This is a genomic window from Longibacter sp. (assembly GCF_051155795.1).
Classification (GTDB): Bacteria; Bacteroidota; Rhodothermia; order Rhodothermales; family Salinibacteraceae; genus Longibacter.
In genome coordinates this window covers 57,875-77,893 of record NZ_DAXETW010000010.1, presented here as the reverse complement: position 1 = coordinate 77,893, position 20,019 = coordinate 57,875, and the positions used below count along the sequence as shown (strand labels likewise).

The 20,019-nt window shown below is 63.4% G+C and carries 18 protein-coding genes; 15 read left to right on the top strand and 3 right to left on the bottom strand.

The genetic code is table 11. The features are described from left to right. The coding region (gene tkt, locus ACFCU0_RS02110; RefSeq protein WP_434972006.1) for a transketolase at window positions 1–1,571 on the bottom strand (1,571 nt) is incomplete at its 3' end. A 212-nt stretch (window positions 1,572–1,783) separates the two neighbouring features. Further along, the gene (locus ACFCU0_RS02105) at window positions 1,784–3,061 is read right to left on the bottom strand and encodes a thioredoxin domain-containing protein (protein WP_434972005.1); all 1,278 of its coding nucleotides are present in this window, start codon (window positions 3,059–3,061) and stop codon (window positions 1,784–1,786) included. A gap of 262 nt (window positions 3,062–3,323) precedes the next feature. Here ACFCU0_RS02105 and ACFCU0_RS02100 point away from each other — a divergent pair, with 262 nt between their 5' ends. From ACFCU0_RS02100 to ACFCU0_RS02035, 14 genes are all read left to right on the top strand, one after another. Then, on the top strand, window positions 3,324–3,866 hold the full coding sequence (locus ACFCU0_RS02100; RefSeq protein ID WP_434972004.1) for a class I SAM-dependent methyltransferase: 543 nt from the start codon (window positions 3,324–3,326) through the stop codon (window positions 3,864–3,866). Between the two features lie 80 nt (window positions 3,867–3,946). Then, window positions 3,947–4,852, top strand: a complete 906-nt coding sequence (locus ACFCU0_RS02095; RefSeq protein ID WP_434972003.1) for a mechanosensitive ion channel family protein — start codon at window positions 3,947–3,949, stop codon at window positions 4,850–4,852. 497 nt (window positions 4,853–5,349) lie between these two features. Beyond that, window positions 5,350–6,855: an anthranilate synthase component I gene (trpE, locus tag ACFCU0_RS02090; protein WP_434972002.1), complete on the top strand. Its 1,506-nt coding sequence runs from the start codon at window positions 5,350–5,352 to the stop codon at window positions 6,853–6,855. Window positions 6,856–7,076: 221 nt separating this feature from the next. Beyond that, window positions 7,077–7,556 (top strand): hypothetical protein, encoded by a 480-nt coding sequence (locus tag ACFCU0_RS02085; protein WP_434972001.1) that lies wholly within the window; start codon window positions 7,077–7,079, stop codon window positions 7,554–7,556. A gap of 62 nt (window positions 7,557–7,618) precedes the next feature. Continuing rightward, on the top strand, window positions 7,619–8,668 hold the full coding sequence (trpS, locus tag ACFCU0_RS02080; protein ID WP_434972000.1) for a tryptophan--tRNA ligase: 1,050 nt from the start codon (window positions 7,619–7,621) through the stop codon (window positions 8,666–8,668). Between the two features lie 99 nt (window positions 8,669–8,767). Continuing rightward, a complete protein-coding gene (locus tag ACFCU0_RS02075; protein ID WP_434971999.1) occupies window positions 8,768–8,926 on the top strand; it encodes a four helix bundle protein in 159 nt (52 codons plus the stop codon). Window positions 8,927–9,265: 339 nt separating this feature from the next. Then, window positions 9,266–9,865 carry an anthranilate synthase component II gene (locus ACFCU0_RS02070; protein WP_434971998.1) on the top strand — a complete coding sequence of 200 codons (600 nt, stop codon included), beginning with the start codon at window positions 9,266–9,268 and terminating at the stop codon, window positions 9,863–9,865. Window positions 9,866–9,932: 67 nt separating this feature from the next. Next, the gene (trpD, locus tag ACFCU0_RS02065; RefSeq protein WP_434972007.1) at window positions 9,933–10,967 is read left to right on the top strand and encodes an anthranilate phosphoribosyltransferase; all 1,035 of its coding nucleotides are present in this window, start codon (window positions 9,933–9,935) and stop codon (window positions 10,965–10,967) included. Window positions 10,968–11,123: 156 nt separating this feature from the next. After that, complete coding sequence (gene trpC / locus ACFCU0_RS02060; RefSeq protein ID WP_434971997.1) at window positions 11,124–11,933, top strand: indole-3-glycerol phosphate synthase TrpC; 810 nt, start codon at window positions 11,124–11,126, stop codon at window positions 11,931–11,933. A 57-nt stretch (window positions 11,934–11,990) separates the two neighbouring features. Next, the gene (locus tag ACFCU0_RS02055) at window positions 11,991–12,665 is read left to right on the top strand and encodes a phosphoribosylanthranilate isomerase (protein WP_434971996.1); all 675 of its coding nucleotides are present in this window, start codon (window positions 11,991–11,993) and stop codon (window positions 12,663–12,665) included. A gap of 100 nt (window positions 12,666–12,765) precedes the next feature. Beyond that, on the top strand, window positions 12,766–14,052 hold the full coding sequence (gene trpB, locus ACFCU0_RS02050; RefSeq protein WP_434971995.1) for a tryptophan synthase subunit beta: 1,287 nt from the start codon (window positions 12,766–12,768) through the stop codon (window positions 14,050–14,052). Between the two features lie 77 nt (window positions 14,053–14,129). Next, window positions 14,130–14,948 (top strand): tryptophan synthase subunit alpha, encoded by an 819-nt coding sequence (trpA, locus tag ACFCU0_RS02045; protein WP_434971994.1) that lies wholly within the window; start codon window positions 14,130–14,132, stop codon window positions 14,946–14,948. A gap of 82 nt (window positions 14,949–15,030) precedes the next feature. Further along, window positions 15,031–16,251 (top strand): DUF4837 family protein, encoded by a 1,221-nt coding sequence (locus tag ACFCU0_RS02040; RefSeq protein WP_434971993.1) that lies wholly within the window; start codon window positions 15,031–15,033, stop codon window positions 16,249–16,251. Between the two features lie 35 nt (window positions 16,252–16,286). Then, entirely contained in the window at window positions 16,287–16,727 is a 441-nt protein-coding gene (locus ACFCU0_RS02035; protein ID WP_434971992.1) for a DUF4296 domain-containing protein, read from the top strand. Window positions 16,728–16,821: 94 nt separating this feature from the next. Here the strand turns inward: ACFCU0_RS02035 and ACFCU0_RS02030 are convergent, their stop codons facing one another. Beyond that, a complete protein-coding gene (locus ACFCU0_RS02030) occupies window positions 16,822–18,771 on the bottom strand; it encodes a RecQ family ATP-dependent DNA helicase (protein WP_434971991.1) in 1,950 nt (649 codons plus the stop codon). Between the two features lie 203 nt (window positions 18,772–18,974). On the opposite strand from ACFCU0_RS02030, the gene ACFCU0_RS02025 reads away from it, so the two are divergent. Continuing rightward, window positions 18,975–20,000 carry a glycosyltransferase family 2 protein gene (locus ACFCU0_RS02025; RefSeq protein ID WP_434971990.1) on the top strand — a complete coding sequence of 342 codons (1,026 nt, stop codon included), beginning with the start codon at window positions 18,975–18,977 and terminating at the stop codon, window positions 19,998–20,000. The last annotated feature ends 19 nt before the right edge of the window (window positions 20,001–20,019 follow it).

Here is a 20,019-nt window from a genome sequence, read left to right as displayed (position 1 = left end):
GTGTTGCGAAGCGCGGCGACCCATGCCTGCGCAGCCTCGGTGGCGTCGGCAGGCCGGAGAACGGTCACGTTCGGGATGGCCCGCAGCGCCGACAGGTGCTCGATCGGCTGGTGGGTCGGTCCGTCCTCGCCCAGGCCAATGCTGTCATGCGTGAGCACGTAAATGACGGGCTGCCCCATCAGCGCGCTGAGCCGGAGCGACGGACGAAGGTAATCGCTGAAGATCAAAAACGTCCCGACGTATGGGCGCACCCCGCCGTGCAGCGTCATACCATTGGCCGCAGCCGCCATGGCGTGCTCGCGAACGCCGAAGCGAAAGTACTGACCCGCCGGATTGTCCTTCTGAAAGTCGGTGCGACCGTCCACCTCGGTCTTGTTGGAGCCGCTCAGATCGGCGGAACCGCCCACGAGCATGTCGCCGATCACGGGAGCGAGTGCAGACAGCGTCTTGCCGCTCGCTTTTCTCGTGGCGAGCTCCGCACCGGCATCGAACGACGGCACCACGCTCTCGAGGTCGTCCGGAAGTTCTCCTGCCATCCAGGCGTCGAACCGGTCTGCTGCATCCGGGCTTTCGACGCGGAACTGCTGATAGCGCCCGTTCCACTCGGCCTGAAGCGCAGCGCCCTGGTCGACGGAGGCGCGCATGTGCTCGCGGACATCGTCCGGCACGTGGAACGTTTTGTCTGTCGGCCACCCGAGATTCTCCTTCGTAAGATTGACCTCATCGGCGCCGAGCGGCGAGCCGTGCGCGGCCGCCGTGTCCTGCTGGTTCGGACTGCCGTAGCCGATGCTGGTCTTCACGACGATGAGCGACGGTCGGTCCGTCTCCGTTTTCGCCTCCAGGATGGCGCGATCGATAGCTTCCAGATCGTTGCCGTCTTCTACCGTAACGACGTGCCAGCCGTAGGCGTCGAATCGCTTCTCGACGTCCTCGGTAAAGGCGATGTCCGTGGACCCGTCGATGGAGATCTCGTTGTCATCATACAGGTAGATCAGCTTGCCGAGGCCGAGGTGGCCGGCAAGCGACGCCGCTTCCGAGGCCACCCCTTCCATCAGATCACCGTCGCTGACGATGCCGTACGTGTAGTGGTCCACCAGCTCGCCGTTCGCTCCGGGTTTGTCGTTGAAGTTCGCGGCCAGATAGCGCTCGGCAATCGCCATACCGACGCCGTTGCCGAAGCCCTGCCCAAGAGGGCCCGTGGTCGTTTCAACCCCCGGCGTTTCATGTACCTCCGGGTGGCCGGGCGTGATGCTTCCCCACTGTCGGAAGTTCTTGATCTCGTCGAGGGGGAGGTCGTAGCCGGTGAGGTGAAGCAACGAATACAGCAGCATGGAGCCATGACCCGCGCTCAGGACGAAGCGGTCACGGTCGACCCACTGCGGATCCGACGGGTTGTGGCGGAGATGACGCGTCCAGAGGACGTACGCCATCGGCGCGGCACCCATCGGCATGCCGGGATGACCGCTGCCGGCTCTCTCGACCGCGTCCACGGCCAGAAAGCGAATGGTGTTAATGGTGCGCTCGTCGAGCTCGGTCGGCTGAATCAGGTCGAGAATAGATGCGTCGGGCATGAGGCGGGAACGATGGCGGGGAATCGGGTGGGTCGCGGCGCGGTCACCGCCAGGCCGGTACAGAGCAGGGTAGGCGGTAGCCCTTGGGCACGGCGGTTGGCCTGTTGGCACGTACCTAATAAAGGCAATCGCCGGGCAGAGATGCAGCGCCTTTCTGAAAGATACAGTCAAATGGACGTGAAAGGGTTGCATCGCTAAAGGAGACTCGCGCCTCAACCGGCCGCCGACTCAATGAGCGATCCCATGCACTCAACGGTCCGGCTGTCGGCCCTCACGAAGCGGCCGTTGATCATGACGGTCGGCGTGCTGTCAACCCCGACGCGCTGCGCCTGCTGGTATACGAGCCGGATCGCGCCCATGTGCCGGTCTTCCTCGATCGCCGATTGCAGGGTCTGTTCGTCCATCCCGATCGACTCCGCGATGTCCACCAGTTGATCGGTGGAGAGCCCCGCGGGCGACTGCCGCTCGTACTGAGCGTTGAGCATCTTCAAAAAGGATCCAGCACGGTGTGCGGCGTACAGCGCTTCGATCTGGTTAACCGATTTCTGTCCCAGGGGGATCGGCTTGAACACAAATCGGACCCGGTCCCCGTACTCGTCAATGAGGCGTTTCATGACGGTGTGAAACGTTGCGCAGTGCGGGCAATTCGGATCGAAGAACTCGACGACGGTAACGGCGTCGGCATTTTCGGCACCCACGGTCGGGTCGTCCATGCCAACCAGCGTCTTGTATTGCTGGACCGTGCTCCGCGACTCGTCATACCCGCAGACGGCCGGCCCGGAATCAGACGCGCGAACAGCCGGCGCAGCGATTGACGTGGTCACAGACGCCGTGCGGTCCACGCCGGGTGCGCCGTTGTTAGCGGAGAGCGCGTCATACGCGGCGTAGTCGGCACCGACCAGAACGATCGTAAGCGCGACCAGGTAGAGGACAAGCACCGCCTCTCGACGGAACGTCCGCGGGGTGAAGGAGGAGGAAGCCATCAGAGCAGATCGGGTACGAGGAGAAACGAAGGTTGATGCCACGACGAAGGCGAGCGAGAGGCCCAGCGAAACACCCGTCAGGACGGCGATGGCCCCTGAACCGCCCGGTCCGTCGCTCGCCGCCACAAGGTAGTACGTTGTCAGTCCGCCCGCTCCAGCCAGAAGGATCAACCGCGCCAGTGCGACCCACCGGCTATACCGGGGGGCCAGATAGGAGACGACGAAAAACAGAATGCTCACAAGTGCTACGATGGCCAGGAGACCGGTCATGACCTCCAGGGAGGGAAGGCCGGTCACGAAGGGCATACCGCCGTGGATGGCGCGGCTACACGACGCCAGATCCCCCGGTACGAGGTTCAGGCCCAGGCAGCCATTCGGAAACCCGACCGTGAGCTGCAGCCCCGCGTGCATGTTGACGACGATTCCGAGCAGCGATGCGATGAGGACGGTCCGCTCCATTACCGGGCGATACGCGGATACGTAAAGCAGGAGAGCGCGCGATGACATGCAACCGAAACGGGAGCGACGGGAAGATTTCTCGGCGCGCGACGCACTGCATCGGGGTGGCGCCGGTAGCGGTTGCACTCAAGACGCCACGTTCCGTTAAGTTCCACCAATTGCACGCTGGCCCTCGCCTTCCCCTTTCCGGTTCCCTTTTCCGGTATTCGTGTACGTTCCCACCCGTTGGTCGCCGTCTCTGTACCGCCTTCTGCAGCCGGCGTATGACCCATTCGCCCACCTCGTGTCCCGCGAGGCCCGATGCCGCGCCGTGTCAGCCCTCGACCCACCCCTCGGTGCGGTGGTACTCGTTGCCGGGTGCGGCACCGGCCTGTCCCTCCCACCGCTCGCGGACGCCATGCACAACGGCTGGATCGAAGCGGTCGACACCGCCCCGGCCATGCTGCGAAAGGCACGCCGACGAGCCGACACCTACCGATCGGCGGAAACCGGAATCGGGGTTCGGCTGGAAAACATCATCGATCTTCCCTATCCAAACGACACCTTCGACGCCATCCTCTCGGCCTACGTCCTCGACCTCCTCCCGCCTGTGGAACGGCGCCGCGCGTCCCGCGAGCTTGCCCGGATCATCCGACCGGGCGGACGCCTCGTCACCGTCACACCTGCTCTTCCGACGCAAGCGGACGAACATCTCTGGCGGCACCTCGCACGGCTGCTGCCCCCGCTTCTCGGCGGCGGCCACCCCGTCGACCTCCGCCTCCTACTTCGGGAGACCGGCTGGCGAATCAAGACAGCCGAGAGGAGCCGAAACGCCGGCCTGGCCAGTCAAATAATCACGGCACGCCGACCGTGACGCGCCCGCGAACAGCGAACAGCCGGCCGCGTCTCGCGTACCCGCCCCCTTCGTTGATCGCCCTCAATACAGATGGTCCCGTGGACGAGTTTATCTCACTCAATCCGATCCTGGTCCAGCGACTGATTGGCACGCTGATCATCGTCCTCGCCGCCCTCGTCCTCACGGCCATCGGCCGTCGGATCGCACTCGCGACGTTCGACGAGCAAGCCCGCCAGTACATCGCGTCCAAGTGGCTCTCACGCCTCATCTGGCTCGTTGCCATCACGTTGGCCGTCGCGCTCTGGTCGCCAAACGCCAGCCAGTTCATCACCGTCCTCACCATCATCGGAGCCGGCCTCGCCGTGGCGTTGCGCGATGTCCTCCTCAGCTTCGTCGGATGGCTCCACCTGCAGCTCCATCCTCCCTTCCGGCGCGGCGACCGGGTCGAGATCAACGGGGTCCGCGGCGACGTTGTCGACATTGGGCTCACGCAAACCACCATGCTGGAGGTCGGCGAATGGGTCGAAGCACACCAGAGCACCGGTCGCCTGGTTCACGTTCCGAACGGCTGGATCTACATCCACGGCGTCAAAAATTATACGGAAGGCTTCGAATTCCTCTGGTTCGAGCAGTCGATCATCGTCACGTTCGAATCCGACTGGGAAGCGGCTCGGGACATCGTCCTGGAGATCGCCTACGACACGGTCCCGAACTGCGAGGATCCGGCACGCCAGCAGCTCCGCGAGATGACGAGCGAATACCTTGTCCAGATGAACGTCCTCACACCGTACGTATATGTCTCCCTCGCCGACGCCGGCGTCAAGCTCACGCTGCGCCACCTGACCCCGGCACGAGGGCGACGCTCGGTTCGGCACGACCTCATTTCTGAAATCCTCCGCCGGTTTCAGGCCCACGAAAACATCGCCATCGCCTACCCGACCTACCGCGTCGACGCCGGCCCGGTCGCGTCGCCCTCTGTGCCGCAGCCAAGCGCAGAGGGATAACGATTGCCTGACTCCGTTGGTCGGACGATTGAGGCTTGTTTCTGGGTAAAGCGGGGACACGTACGTGCCACGGCGCGGCTTCAGCCGGGGCCGCTGCTTCCGCGGGGCGCGCTGAGAAACTGTTGTCTGCAGGCAGCCGCTCCGCCTCAAGCCCCCGCGGCCCCGTCGGCCCACACCGAGACGGATACCAGGTCGGCCGTTCAGGGACGATCCTGCAACAAACCCGTTGGCTTTCGCCCATCACATTATTTTCAACGGCTACAGACTTGCACAAGCCGACGATTCTGCGTACCGTTCGGATACTATGACCGAAGCAACGAACAACACGACGTGGCACTGGTGGTGGCCCGAATCCCGGGTCCAGGGTCGCACGTGGATGAGTGTTGTGTCGGAATAGGTTCGGAACCGATAGCGCGTGCCCCCTGACCCGCTGCTTCCCTCGAGGCAGTGGGTTTTTGTTGTTTCCCCCTTCTCGTCCGATTCCGCCCCCGATCTTCATGACGCAAGAGGAGTTCATTTCGATCGTCGCCACGGCCCGCCGGGACGGCTCGTCACACATCGTCGTGCCCGTGCCAGTCCGCCGTTCGGCCGACCTGCTCACTCCCGTGTCGGCCTTCCTTTCGCTGCGCCAGGACGCGCCCTACAGCTTTCTACTGGAGAGCGTCGAAGGCGGCGAAAAACTCGCCCGCTACTCGTTTCTCGGGCGCGACCCCTATCGCATCGTGCGCGCAACGGACAACGGTGCGGACGTCACGACCGATACCCGCCGCGTTCCCGGCGAGGCGCTCCGCCACGAGCCGGACGGCAACATTTTCGAGGTCCTGGCCGACCTGATGGACCGCTACGACGAGGTGGATGTGCCCGGCCTCCCACGCCTCACGGGCGGCGCCGTCGGCTACATGGCCTACGACACGGTTCGCCTGATCGAAGATCTGCCGGACGCCCCGCCGGACGACCTCGAACTACCGGATGCCGTCTGGGCCTTCTACGACACGGTCACCGCCTTCGACCACGTCCGGCACCAGGTCGTTATGATCGCGCATGCCTTCGTCGACCCGGATACCGACCCCGCGGCAGCCTATCGGGAAGCCCAGCGACGCCTCCAGCGGCTCGAATCCGACCTCGTCCAACCGCCCGTCAGCGGCGCACCGGTGGGCCTCAAAGGAGACGGGATGACGTCGAACTTCGAACCGGAATCGTTCGAGGAAGCCGTCCGAACCGCCCAGCAACACGTATACGAAGGCGACATTTTTCAGGTCGTCCTCTCCCAGCGGTTCGAGATGTCGTTCGACGGGGATCGTTTCAACCTGTACCGGGCCCTGCGCCAGGTCAACCCGTCTCCCTACCTCTTCTACCTGGACTTCGACGATATCGCCCTCGTGGGATCGTCGCCGGAGGTACTGGTTCGGGTCGAAGACGGACGAGCCGAAGTGCTCCCGATCGCCGGCACGCGCCCGCGCGGCGCAGACGAAACGGAAGACGCCGACCTGGCCGACGAGCTACTTTCCGACCCCAAAGAGCGCGCTGAACACCTGATGCTCGTCGATCTCGGGCGAAACGACCTCGGGCGTGTATGTGCCTACGACTCCGTCGACGTCGAACGTTACGCCTTCATCGAACGCTACTCGCACGTCATGCACATCGTGTCGTCGGTTGCGGGCGACGTGGCCGAGCAGCACGGACCGATGGACGTGCTCGCGGCCTGCTTTCCGGCCGGGACCGTCAGCGGTGCACCGAAGGTCCGCGCCATGGAAATTATCGACGAACTGGAACCGGGCCGCCGGGGAATTTATGCCGGGGCCGTTGGCTACCTCGATTTCAGCGGCACCCTCGACACCTGCATCGCCATCCGGACCATGGTCGTGAAGGGCGACTCGATCTTCGTGCAGGCCGGTGCCGGCATCGTCGCCGACAGCGACCCAGCCGCCGAGTACGAGGAAACGCGCAACAAGGCCGCCGCCCTGCGCGAGGCGATACACGTGGCCTCCGAAGGCCTTCTCTGAACCCAACCCGAAGAACGGCGGTCCGTGCCGCCACACGTCCCCCAGACGCGCGCATCCTCGCCCATTCTTGGAGAGGGATTGAAGGCCAAACCTCGCGCCCGCCCGACCGTACCCACAATCTCCATCCGACCCGGAATACGCGCTTTCGACAGGGATCCCGTTCCATGCTGCACACCCGAAGCGCGTATCCCGGTCTCCTACACTCTCTGACTCCCCTTCCTATGCCGAACAAACTGAAAGAACTGCTGCTGGGACGAGGCTGGGCCGGCCGCACCATCACGCGGGCCGAAACGGTCGAACGCCTCAACCCGATCGTCAAGGAGCATATCGTACTGAACCACCACTACGAGGCCGCCCTCCGGTCGATGAAGCGGCAGGATATGATCGTCGCCCTCAAAGCCATGCAGCGGACCGCGCGCATGGACGTCGGCAAGCTGTCGGAGACCATTTTCAGCGCCGGAGGCAGCGCCTACAACGGCACCGACCTGGAGCCTGACGCGTACGACCTCGGCGACAACGGTTTCGAGATCATGAACACGCTCATCGACATGGAGCGCAGCTTCAAGGACCGAGTCGTGGAGGAGAGAGAGGAAATCGAACATCAGATCCGTACCCGCGCGATCCTTGAACTCGTCACGTCCAACAGCCAGGACCGGCTCAAGGGCCTCGAGAAAATGAAAAGTGAACTCGCCCGCGGCTGATTTCCCTCCCACGCGGCGCCCGGCGCCGACCCGTTCGACCCGTTTTTCCTCTCCCGACACGCATGCCTACCGACGCTCCCTCCACCGACTCCGCTGCCGGCAGCAATGCCCCCGTTGAACCCGACTTCGACACCGTCGTGGTGTCCGGTATTCAGCCCTCTGGGCGGCTTCACTTCGGCAACTATTTCGGTGCCATCCGGCAGCACATCGACCTGCATAGCCGGCACGAGGCATATTACTTCATCGTGAACTATCACGCGATGACCACCGTGCAGGACGCCGACGCCCTCCGCGAGCACACGCTGGACGTCGCGCTGGACTACCTCGCTCTCGGCTTCGACCCCGAGGAGGCGGCCCTCTTCTGCCAGAGCGACGTGCCGGAGGTGACGGAGCTGATGTGGATGCTCCTCAACCTCATTCCAACCAGCCGGCTGGAGAAGGCCGTCGCATACAAGGAGAAGGTGAATGCAGGCCTGACGCCCAACGCCGGCCTGTTTACATACCCCGTCCTTCAGGCCGCAGACATCCTCGCCTATCAGGGCACGCTCGTCCCCGTCGGGGCCGATCAGAAGCAAAATCTGGAGATCGCCCGCGACTGCGCGCGTTGGTTCAACCACACGTACACACCAGAAGAGCCGCTCTTCCCGGTCCCCGAGCCTCACATCCTCGATGACGTAGCCGTTGTGCCCGGCATCGACGGGCAGAAGATGTCGAAGAGCTATGGCAATACGATCGGTATCTTCGATGAGGGCAAAACGCTGAAGAAGAAGGTGATGAACATCGTGACCGACTCCACGCCGCTCGACGAGCCGAAGGATCCGGAGGCGTGCAACGTCTTCGCGCTCATCAAGCTCTTTGCCGACGCCGAAACGCAGGCCGAAATTGCCGACAACTACCGCGCCGGCGGCTACGGGTACGGCCACGCGAAAAAGGCGCTTCTGCAACTCATCACCGAAAACTTTGCCGACGCCCGCGCCCGCCGCAAAGAACTCGCCGCCCGCCCCGACTACGTCCATGACGTCCTGAAGGCCGGCGCCGATCGCGCCCGCGCCACCGTCGAACCGGTAATGGCAAAGGCCCGGGAGCTGGCGGGACTGGTTTCCGCCCGGTAGGGCGGTGTGAGAGTGTGTAGGCGTGAAAGTACCAATATAATAACGTATTTGACCGATCACATAACTTATCGTATATTTCTATTAATAAGCTGGTGGGTTATGGTTTGCGACGTTAAAGATCGACGGGTGGATCGAGGTGCGTTCGATTGCGCTGACGAAATCCTTCGGTTAAGCATGGGTTGGCCGCTGCATGAACAGTACGCGATAACCGTCCGAATCCGGCGCTCGTCCCGGTCTGTCTTCGCAAACATTGGGTAGGCCAGGGTCAAGTGAGATTACCCGAAATACGTTTCGAGTAAGCTGTCAGATGCTCTGAGCGAAGCCTCGGAACCCATCGTATGGCTCGACTTCGCAAGTGAACATGGCTACCTCTCGACCGAAACGGAAGAACTTGAGACCCGACATCGTCGAATCATCAGCGGCCTCGTCAAGATGATGGGTAACGCAGAGCGATGGTGCCGGACGCCCAAATAACACTAAAGGACGTCCCCCGTGTGCACCATCTAACGTTCAAACCTTCAGACGTTCAAACCCTCAAACTTTCACACCTTCACACATCAATACTTTCGCACTTTCACACCTTTACGCCTGCCGTCCATGATCCTCATCATCGATAACTACGACAGCTTCACGTACAACCTGGTGCATCTCGTCGGGCGGCATACCGACGAACTGGAGGTGATCCGGAACGACGATCTGACCATCGCGCAGGTGCGGGAGATGAAGCCGGACGGCATCCTCATCTCGCCGGGTCCGGGTCGACCGGCGGAGGCGGGCATCACCGAAGGTGTCATTGAAGAGCTCGGGGCAGGCACGCCCATCTTCGGGGTGTGCCTCGGCCATCAGGCTATCGGCGAGGTGTTTGGCGGGCGCATCACCCACGCGCAGGAGCTCATGCATGGAAAAACCAGCACCGTCTCCCACGACGGACGATCGGTTTTTCACGAGGTCGAGCAGAACTTTGACGCCACCCGCTACCACTCGCTGGTCGTGGACCGGGACTCGGTGCCGGACGAGCTCATCATTACGGCCGAGACCGACGATGGAACGGTCATGGGCCTGCGGCACCGCGACCTCCCGATTGAAGGCATCCAGTTTCACCCGGAAAGCGTTCTCACGAAAGCCGGACCCCGCATCATTGAGAACTGGCTGCGGTCTATCCCGACGATCCAGTTGAACGCCGCAGCGGCGTCGTAGCACCCCTGCTGCGGCGATGCACCCCACGCAACGCTTCGCCTTTCCCCATCCGACACGTCACCGCCGAATGAAGGAGTACCTGAACGTCATCGCCGATGGTCAGCCACTCACTCAGCCGCAGGCCGAATCCGCCATGCGCCAGATGATGTCGGGCGAAGCCCTGCCCGAGCACGTTTCCGCGTTACTGATGGGACTCCGCGCCCGAGGCGAGACGCTGGACGAACTCGTCGGCTTCACGAAAGTGATGCGCGAGTTTGCCGTCTCGGTCTCCATCGACGATCCGCACGCGATCGATCTGTGCGGAACGGGCGGCGACGGGGCCTCCACATTCAACATTTCCACCACGGCGGCCCTGATTGCGGCCGGCGCCGGGGCGACCGTTGCCAAACACGGCAACCGTTCCGTCTCCTCCAAGTCCGGGTCCGCAGATGTGCTGGAGCACCTCGGGGTACAGATTGAGCTTCAAAAGGAGGGCGTGGAATACTGCCTGAACGAGGTCGGGATTGCCTTCCTGTTCGCTCCCTACTTCCATCCGGCCATGCGACACGTGATGCCCGTGCGAAAAACCCTCGGCGTCCGGACCTTCTTCAACATCCTGGGCCCGCTCTGCAATCCAGCCGGGGTAAAGCGCCAGCTCGTGGGGGCGTTCAATACAAAAACTGCGCAGATGATGGTGCGCATCCTCGCCCGGCTCGACGCTCAACATGTCGTGACGCTGCATGCAAAGGACGGACTGGATGAAGTCTCAATCTCGGGTGAGACCACCCTGTTCGAGTACGACGAAGCCGACGGCGACGGTGTGCCGCGAAGCCGCGAGATTGGTCCCGAGCAGCACGACCTCGACCGCGCCCCCGTTTCCGCTCTTGCCGGAGGATCGGCCGCGGAGAACGCAGACATCCTTCGCGCTGTCCTCTCGGGTAAGGAAACCGGCCCCCGGCGCCACATTGCGGTCCTGAACGCGGCCTACGCGCTGCACACGAGCGGTCGCCACGACGACATCGATGCCTGCATCGAGGCCGCCAGAACGTCGATTGACAGCGGTAGCGCGACGGAAACGCTTGATCGCCTCATCGAGGCCTCCAACGACGCACCGACCGGGTGACGTGAACGGGCGGGATACGCGTTGCCTTGGTGCGTTTTGCTTTCGTGCCGTCTGCGAGGCTGCGTTTGTCGGTCGAGCGGTGCGCGATCTTTCAGCACGCTCTGCGACCTCCCACGCCCCCACCCTACTTCCTTCATCCCTCAGAGCCAACACAGCATGAGCATTCTCGATACAATCATCGACGATACCCGCGAACTCGTCGACCGGCGCAAGACAGAAACGCCGGTCCACGAGCTGGAGCAGCGGCCGTTCTACACCGACCGGGAGCCGCTCTCGATGATCGAGGCGCTCAAGGCGCGCGGGATGTCGTTCATCTGTGAGGTGAAAAAGGCGTCCCCGTCGAAGGGTGTAATCCGCGAGCCGTTCATGCCGGCGCAGATCGCCCAGTCGTACGCAAACCACGGCGCCAACGCGATCAGCGTCCTGACCGAACCGCTCCACTTCCAGGGCTCGCTCCAGAACCTCGCCTGGATCCGCGCACACGTCGAGGATGTCCCGATCATGCGGAAGGACTTCATCATCGACCCGTACCAGCTTGTCGAAGCCCGGGCCGTCGGAGCCGACGCGGTGCTGCTGATTGCAACCGTACTCGACGCCAAGCAACTGCGCCATCTGCATCAGGCGGCGACGGACCTTGGTCTGGGCTGCCTCGTCGAAGTCTATACACTCGATGACCTTGACAAAGTCGATTTCGATCAGGTCTCGATGCTCGGCGTCAACAACCGCGATCTCAACACCTTCGAGGTGGACGTCGAGAACTCATTGCGCATCTTCGAGCAGGTTCCGCGTAGCGTCGGGCGCGTCTCGGAAAGCGGGCTGAGCGATCCTGAAACGCTCGTTCGCCTCCGGCAGAACGGTGTCAACGGTGTTCTCATCGGTGAGCATTTCATGCGGGCCGACGATCCGGGGGAAGCGTTGGACGACGTCCGCTCCCGCGCCAAAGAAATCGCCCTGCAGCAGGCCTGATCTCTGCCGCCGCATCCCGCATCGCCACGGCTGTCCCCACTCTGAATTGCCTTCTCCATGCGCACCAAGCTGAAAATTTGCGGCATCACCGACCTCGCCGACGCCCGCTACCTTGCCGGTGAAGGCGTAGACTACCTCGGCTTCGTTCAACACGAAGACAGCCCGCGGTACGTCGTGCCCTCACTGGTGAGCGACATGCTGGAGTGGTTATACGGTCCGGAGTCGGTCGGCGTGTTCGTCAACACGAGCGCGGAGGAGGTGAATCAGATCTCTGCTACCGCCGGTTTCGACTACGTGCAGCTTCACGGGGAAGAATCGCCGGAGACGTGCCGTGCCATCGAGCGGCCGATTATCAAGGCCATTCGCGTTCGTCACGACGCGTCGTCGGACCAGCTCCGCGCGATCATGGAACGCTATGATGGTCTGGTAGAGCACTTTCTCCTCGACACGCACAACTCCAGCGTCTGGGGCGGCACCGGTGAGTCCTTCAACTGGCGCCTCGCACGCGAGCTATCAGCCGATTACTCCATTTTTCTGGCCGGTGGCATCGACGCCAGCAACGTCGACCGCGCGGTCAAGACCATGCGCCCGTTCGCGATCGACCTGTCCAGCGGCGTCGAGAGCGCACCCGGACAGAAGAGCTTCGAAAAGGTCGATGCGTTTCTCGACGCATTTCGCGGCGTGAACAAGGAGCTGGCGGACGCCGGCGCTTCCGACGACGCCGACGCCTGAACCTCTCGTGCACTCCATCGCCTGACGCTCTCGATGCCGTATCCGCCGGCCCGTACCGCCGCGTCCTTTCCTGCCCCTCTGCACGCAGACCTCAACGCTGATGCCTACATCCACCAACGCCTCTTCCCCTGCCTCCACCGACGCGGCGGCTCCCGGCGACGGCGCTCCGGCCTCCCGTTCGCCGGACGACGCGCGGGACGCGGTATCCTACACCGCTCCGAACCCGACGGGCCACTTCGGCCGCTACGGCGGTGCGTTCGTCCCTGAGATTCTCTACCCTGTGCTGGAAGACCTCAAGGCGGCGTACGCCGAAGCGCGGGTGGATCCGGAGTTCGACCGGCAGTACCGGCACCTGCTCCGCGAGTACGTCGGCCGCCCCACGCCGCTGTCGTTCTGCAATCGCCTGACGGACAACATCGGCGGCGCCAGAATCTACGCAAAGCGCGAAGACCTGTGCCACACCGGCGCTCACAAGATTAACAATACGATCGGGCAGATCCTGCTCGCCCGACGGATGGGCAAGACCCGGATCATCGCCGAGACGGGAGCCGGCCAGCACGGTGTGGCCACGGCGACGGTCTGCGCCAAATTCGGCATGGATTGCATCGTGTACATGGGGTCAGAGGACATTGAGCGCCAGCGGCTGAACGTGGAACGCATGGAACTGCTCGGCGCGGAGGTCCGACCGGCCACGAGCGGAAGCCAGACGCTGAAGGATGCAACTAACGAAGCCATCCGGGACTGGGTCTCAAACCCGGCCGATACGTTTTACATCATCGGCTCGGTCGTCGGCCCGCACCCCTACCCGATGATGGTGCGTGACTTCCACCGCGTCATCGGCGAGGAGACGCGGTCGCAGCTTCTCGAAATCGAAGGCCGGGAGACGCCGGACGCCGTTGTCGCGTGCGTCGGAGGGGGCTCCAATGCAATCGGCATCTGGTATCCGTTCATCGATGACACGGACGTTGCGCTGCACGGTGCGGAGGCCGCAGGCGAAGGCCTCCACGGCCGTCATGCCGCTACCCTCGCGAAGGGGACGCCAGGCGTCCTTCACGGCGCCATGAGTGTGATGCTCCAGGATCAAACGGGTCAAGTTGAAATCGCCCACAGCGTCTCGGCGGGCCTCGACTACCCCGGCATTGGACCCGAACACGCGTATCTCCGCGACCTGGACCGCGCACAGTACCATCCGGTCACCGATCAGGAGGCGCTGGACGGCGTCGAGCTGCTGTCGCAGACAGAGGGGATCATCCCCGCGCTCGAAACCGCGCATGCGGTGCACCTGCTTCCGGATCTGGCCCGCGACCTCGGCGACGATGCCGTGATCGTGTTTAACTGCTCCGGTCGCGGCGACAAGGACATGGAAACCATCGCGAAGCACCGGTAACGCGACGACCCGACCTCGTTCGCGTCCAGCGCCCCCTCTTTCGACCTCCGCCCTCCCCACTTCGACCTGTCACTTCCATGTCTCGACTCGACCAGACCTTCGCCGCTCTTCGCTCGCAGGGGGAAAAGGCGATGGGACTGTTTATGACGAACGGATTTCCAACCCCGGATGCGACCCTCTCCATCCTCCACGCAATCGATGACGCCGGCGTCGACTTCATCGAGCTCGGTATGCCGTTCAGTGATCCCCTTGCCGAAGGCCTTCCGATCCAGCGGTCCAGCGAACGGGCACTCTCCCACGGCGTCACGATGGACGACGCATTCGACACGGCTGCCGGTTTCCGCAAGAACAGCGACACCCCGCTTCTCCTGATGGGCTACGTCAACCCCGTGTTCAAGTACGGGCCGGACCGCTTCTGCGAGCGTGCTCAGGCCGCCGGCGTGGACGGTCTCATCCTGCCCGATGTACCGCCGGAGGAGGCCGGGTTTATCGCAGATGCCGCCAAGCGGCACGACCTCGACATCGTCTTTCTCATCGCCCCCAACACGAGTGATGAGCGAATCCGCCGCATCGACGAGCTTGCAAGCGGCTTTGTCTACGCGGTCAGCGTCACAGGACTCACGGGCAGCGCCCTTTCCGGCGATGTGGATGCCTACCTGAAGCGGGCCCGCTCCCTGGTAACGGACAACGCCCTTCTGGTCGGCTTCGGCATCAAGAGTCACGACGACGCCATGCAGCTCTCGGAGCACACGGACGGATTCATCGTCGGATCCGCGCTGATCAATCGCTGTGCCGAGATGTGGGACGACCCGTCGCTTTCCGACGAAGAACGGCTCGACGCGGTCCGCACCTTTGCGAGCGACCTCAAGTACGGTCCGGCAGCCGAGGTGGCCTGACAACACGGGAGCAATTTTCCGTCGTCTCCGTGTAGGGAGACGGCGATGCATCGTCCGTCCTCCAGACCCGCCCCCTGCCTACATGCCTACCCTTTCGCGCATTACGCCGTCCTATGCGGCCCTGTTAATCGCCGGTCTTCTTTCATCGATGACGCTGCTCGGATGCGAGGGCGACTTCCGGCCGCGTGCCGTTGGCGTCGAGGGGGAGATTACCGTCGTGATGGACAGCACGAGCTGGCAGGGTCCACTCGGCGACGCCTTCCGCGCGAACGTCGCGCCGTACGTTAACACACTCCCCCAGCCGGAACGGATGTTCTCCCTCCGGCAGATCGATCTGAACTCGCAGTCCACATACAACCGGGTTCAGGAGCAGAAGAATGTTGTCTTCATCGCTCCGCTCAGCGATACCACGAACGAAGCGAACTTCCTCCGCGACCGTCTATCGGAGGATGTCCGTCAGGCGGTGGAGGGCGGCGAGAACATCGTCGTTCCCCGTCCGAACCTGTGGCGCAAGAGCCAGCGCGTGTTTTACGTCACCGCTGGAACACCCGATGCCCTCATCCAGACGCTGGAGGGCCAGAGCGAGCGGATTCGCGAGACGTTTCGGGAGATCACACTCGAACGGATGCAGCGCGAGATGTTCGAAAAGGAGCGACAGTTTGCGATCGAGGATACGCTCATGGACACGCACGGCTTCGCGATCAACGTCCAGCACGACTACCAGATTGCCGAACAGGACACGACCGGTCCGCTGAAGTCTGTCTGGCTCGCCAGGGTCCTGTCCGACACGCGACGCGACCTGCTGGTGCACTACGTAGAAGATGCCTCCCCGAGCCTCATCACGCCCGAGTGGATCGTCAGCACCCGCGACTCCCTGACCCGTCAGTACATCCGGGGAAGCGTAGCCGGCTTTGCTCGCATCGACAAGCGGCGCGAGTTGGACACGGAGGAGTCGGACTTTCTGGGACGCTACGGCTATCAGACGCAGGGCCTCTGGCACCTGGTTGCCGACCCGGACAGTGTCGACATCGACGGCGATTACGAGGACCAGCAGTACGTTGAGATGGGCGGAGGCGGCCCGTTCGTGAACTACAGCTTCTACGACCAGGCGTCCGGCCGGGTGTACATGATTGACGGCTCGGTCTTCGCCCCGACGTACGACAAGCTCCAGTTCCTCCGGCAGATGATGGTCATCGCCCGGACGTTTCGAACGGAGCGTGAGATGAACCAGGCACAAGCGGAGCAGGCAGCGATGATGACACCGGTGCTCCCGCTCCAGGCGCCTTCCTCCTCCGCACAATAGCTGCGTCTCCGTTTGACGGAAGGATCGATCCGATCATGCCCTCCTCGTCCACCTCGTTCTCGCGGCGAACCTGCGCCGGTCTCGCGCTTGCCGTGGCCGGACTCGTGCTTGTCCTGAGTAGCGGTTGCTCGGTCGACGACGCGGAGGGGCCCGTCGCCGACTCCACCATGGTGCCGCTCCTGATCGACCTGCATCTCTTCCGGGCGCGGTCTACGTTCCGGAATCGTCCGGAGCTGTCAGACTCCATCTTTGCCGCTCGCGACTCGATCTTCGCCCGTCGGGGCGTTTCCCGCACGCAGATGGAGGAGATGATGAACGTGTACGCCCGCAACCCCGAACGGTACACCGACCTTTACACGACAGTCATCGACTCGCTAAACGCCCTTCGTGTGACGCTCTCACGGGCGAGCCGTGACTCCTCGCTCCTCGATTCTCTGATTCGAAATCCCCCGCCCGACGCTCGGCGATCCCCGTAATCGGCCCGTAGTCTTCATCGGTGGCATCCCCGGCACATCGGCCGTCGTTCCGGGCACCACGCTCCGACCGGTCCCGTCCATTTTTCTTATCGAGTTAGAGGAATCGGTCGGCCTTTTCAGTAACCGAATAGTGCTCGTCGAGGGGATCTTCCAGGCGAAGGTAGTCGTGCCGAACGAGCCAGTCGACAAGCCGGTCCACGCGGTACCGGACCGGCCGATCTGCCTCTTGAAACCACGAGGCACGGGGTTCCCCGTCTGCCACGTTTCGAAGAATGCCCCGAAGCGCATCTTCGTCGTCCGGCGTGATAGCTACCTCATCGTGCCGCCCCACGCAGATGTCGCACGTTCCGCATCGCTCGGGCGCCGATTCCCCGAAGTAGGTAAGTAAGAATCGGCGGCGGCAACCGGACGACCGGGCGTAGCGAAGCATGTACGAAAGGCGCCTCTCGGCACGCTTCCGCGCACTCTGTACCGCCCGGTCGTCAACGGGTAATTTCTGTGCACGCGGCATCGTGAGTTCAACCCGTTGCGCATCGCCGGGCGGGTGCCACTGTAGCAGACCGCGCTCGGCGAGGTAGTGCAGCCCTCTCGATACCCGCTCCCGGTCGAGTTCCGTTCGACGCACCAGCCGCCGCAGGTCCAGGCGCCACCAGCCGCTGAACGCGTCCGCGTGGACAGTGCGAAGTAGGTCCTGGACAAAGCCGGCCAGCCGGAGATTCTGCAGGCCGCGCGCGTAGTTACGAACCGCGTTCGCCGGCTCCTCAAAGCGAATCAGTCCGTCATGCCGCCGGCGCGGGAGAATACGGATCGCGTCCTGGCGCTCGAGAAGTTCGATGGCCGTTCGAATCTTTCCCCGACCGAGGTCCGTCAGCTTGGCGACAACATCCTCGTCCACGACGATCGGTCCATCTGGCTCGGACCCGATCGGTACCTGTCCAGCATTACAGATGGCATCGTACACGCGTCGGACGTCATGCCCGGACGGATGGGCAGATTCGATCATAGCCTCCTGCGTATCCGCGTCGGGGGGCCGAAACAGAAGCACGGCGTACGCCGGCCTTCCGTCACGCCCGCCCCGACCCGCCTCCTGGTAATAGGACTCGATGGAATCCGGGATGTCTACGTGAATCACGAATCGGACGTCCGGCTTGTCAATGCCCATGCCGAACGCGTTCGTCGCCACGATCACGCGCGTCTCCCCGTCGATCCAGGCATCCTGAATATGGGTCCGGGCCTGGCTATCGAGTCCACCGTGGTACCCCTCCGCTTCCACGCCCTGTCCGTTCAACCACTGCGTCCACGAGCGGACGCCGCGCCGGGTCGACGCGTACACGATGCCGCTCCCGTCGACGCCCTCAAGGACATCCCGTACCTTCTGCTTCTTGCTCTCCGCGCGAAACACGGACCAGACGATATTCGGCCGATCGAACCCGTGCACGAGTTCGAGGGGGTCGTCCAGATCGAGATGCTCGATGACGTCCGCGCGGACATCCGGCGTCGCGGTTGCTGTCACGGCGATGGTCGGCGGGTTTCCGAGCAGCTCTCGCCCCTCCGGGATCTGCAGGTAGGCCGGGCGGAAGTGATGTCCCCACTCGCTGACGCAATGCGCCTCGTCGACGGCCAGCAGCGACACATTGAGCCGCTCGGCGCGGGCCTTGAACATCTCACTGTCGAGCCGCTCAGGTGCGATGTACAGGAGCCGGTAGCGACCGTGCTCGGCGTCAGTCCACGTCTGATCGATCTCGCGGTGCGAAAGCGTGCTGTTGATGAACGCCGCCTCGATGCCGCGTGCCTTTAGCCCCGCGACCTGGTCCTGCATGAGCGCTATGAGCGGGGAAATGACGACCGTGAAGCCTTCGCCCAGAAGGGACGGCACCTGGTAGCAAATCGACTTCCCACCTCCGGTCGGAAGAACGCCAAGCACATCGCGACGGGCGAGCACCGCTTCGATGATTTCATCCTGCCCCTCGCGGAAATCCGGATATCCCCATGTATCCTGCAGGACCGCACGGGCATCGTCGATCGAGGCGGTAGACGCGGGCATTCGCTACGGATTTCCGTTCTGTGCAGGTGCTGGATGGTCGCACGGCCGGTGACTCTGACATCGGTTTGCCCGTGCTGCGGACCGGGCACGTGTACCGGACGAAGAGGAGAAAGGATTCCGGCACACGGCTGGTCACGCGCCCGGGAACGGTCGTCATTCATCCGGCTTTACGACGCGGTCCCTTTCTCCCCTTCCACCGTGGTATGTCTTCGCTTCCCCGCGTCTCGATCGTTATCGTCACCTGGAACGCGCTGCCGCTGCTCCAGGAGTGCCTTCCGTCGGTCGTAGCAACCGACTACCCGAACGTGGAGATCATCCTGGCTGATAATGCCTCGATGGACGGTTCGGCCGCCTATGTCGCAGCCGAGTACCCGGACGTCGTCCTTGTCCGCCACCCCGAAAACGGCCTTTTCTGTCGGGGCAACAACCTGGCGCTGCCGCACGCAACCGGCGACTATGTGGTTCTTCTCAACAACGACGTTGAGGTCGAGCCGGACTGGCTGCACCCGCTGGTACGGGAGATGGAGGCCGACGACGTGGGTGCCGTCCAGCCCAAACTGCTGCAGTACGACGAGCGGGACCGTTTCGAATACGCGGGCGCCTGCGGCGGATTCATCGACCGCATCGGCTACCCCTTCACGCGCGGCCGGGTGTTCGACACGATGGAACCCGATCGCGGCCAGTATGACGATGCGCGCGATGTTTTCTGGGCGACGGGCGCGGCCCTGATGCTCCGGCGGTCGGCGCTGGACGAGGTCGGTGCGCTGGACGAGCAATTCGAGATGCACATGGAGGAGATCGACCTGTGCTGGCGTCTGCACCGCGCCGGCTATCGGGTTCGCGTCGCGCCGGAAAGCGTTGTCTACCACATCGGCGGGGGGTCGCTTCCGAAGGGCAATCCGCGGAAGACATACTACAATTTCCGCAACAGCCTCCTGATGCTGTATAAAAACCTCTCCCCATCAGACTGGCGCCGCGTCTTCCCGCAGCGGATCGCGATGGACGGTGCCGCCGCTGTCCGGGCCATTGCCACCGGCAACGTGGAGGAAGCGCAGGCTATTCTCCGAGCCTACCGGGACGCACACCGGATGAAAGCCGTCTACGACGACGTCCGTCCCACCTCCACAACCGTGCGGCCACCGTACCGCGGCTTGATCGCGGCCGACTACTTTCTCCGGCGCCGCACCACGTTCGGTGATCTTCCCACGACCAGCTTCGACGGGGCGTAGCACATCGGCACGACGCGTG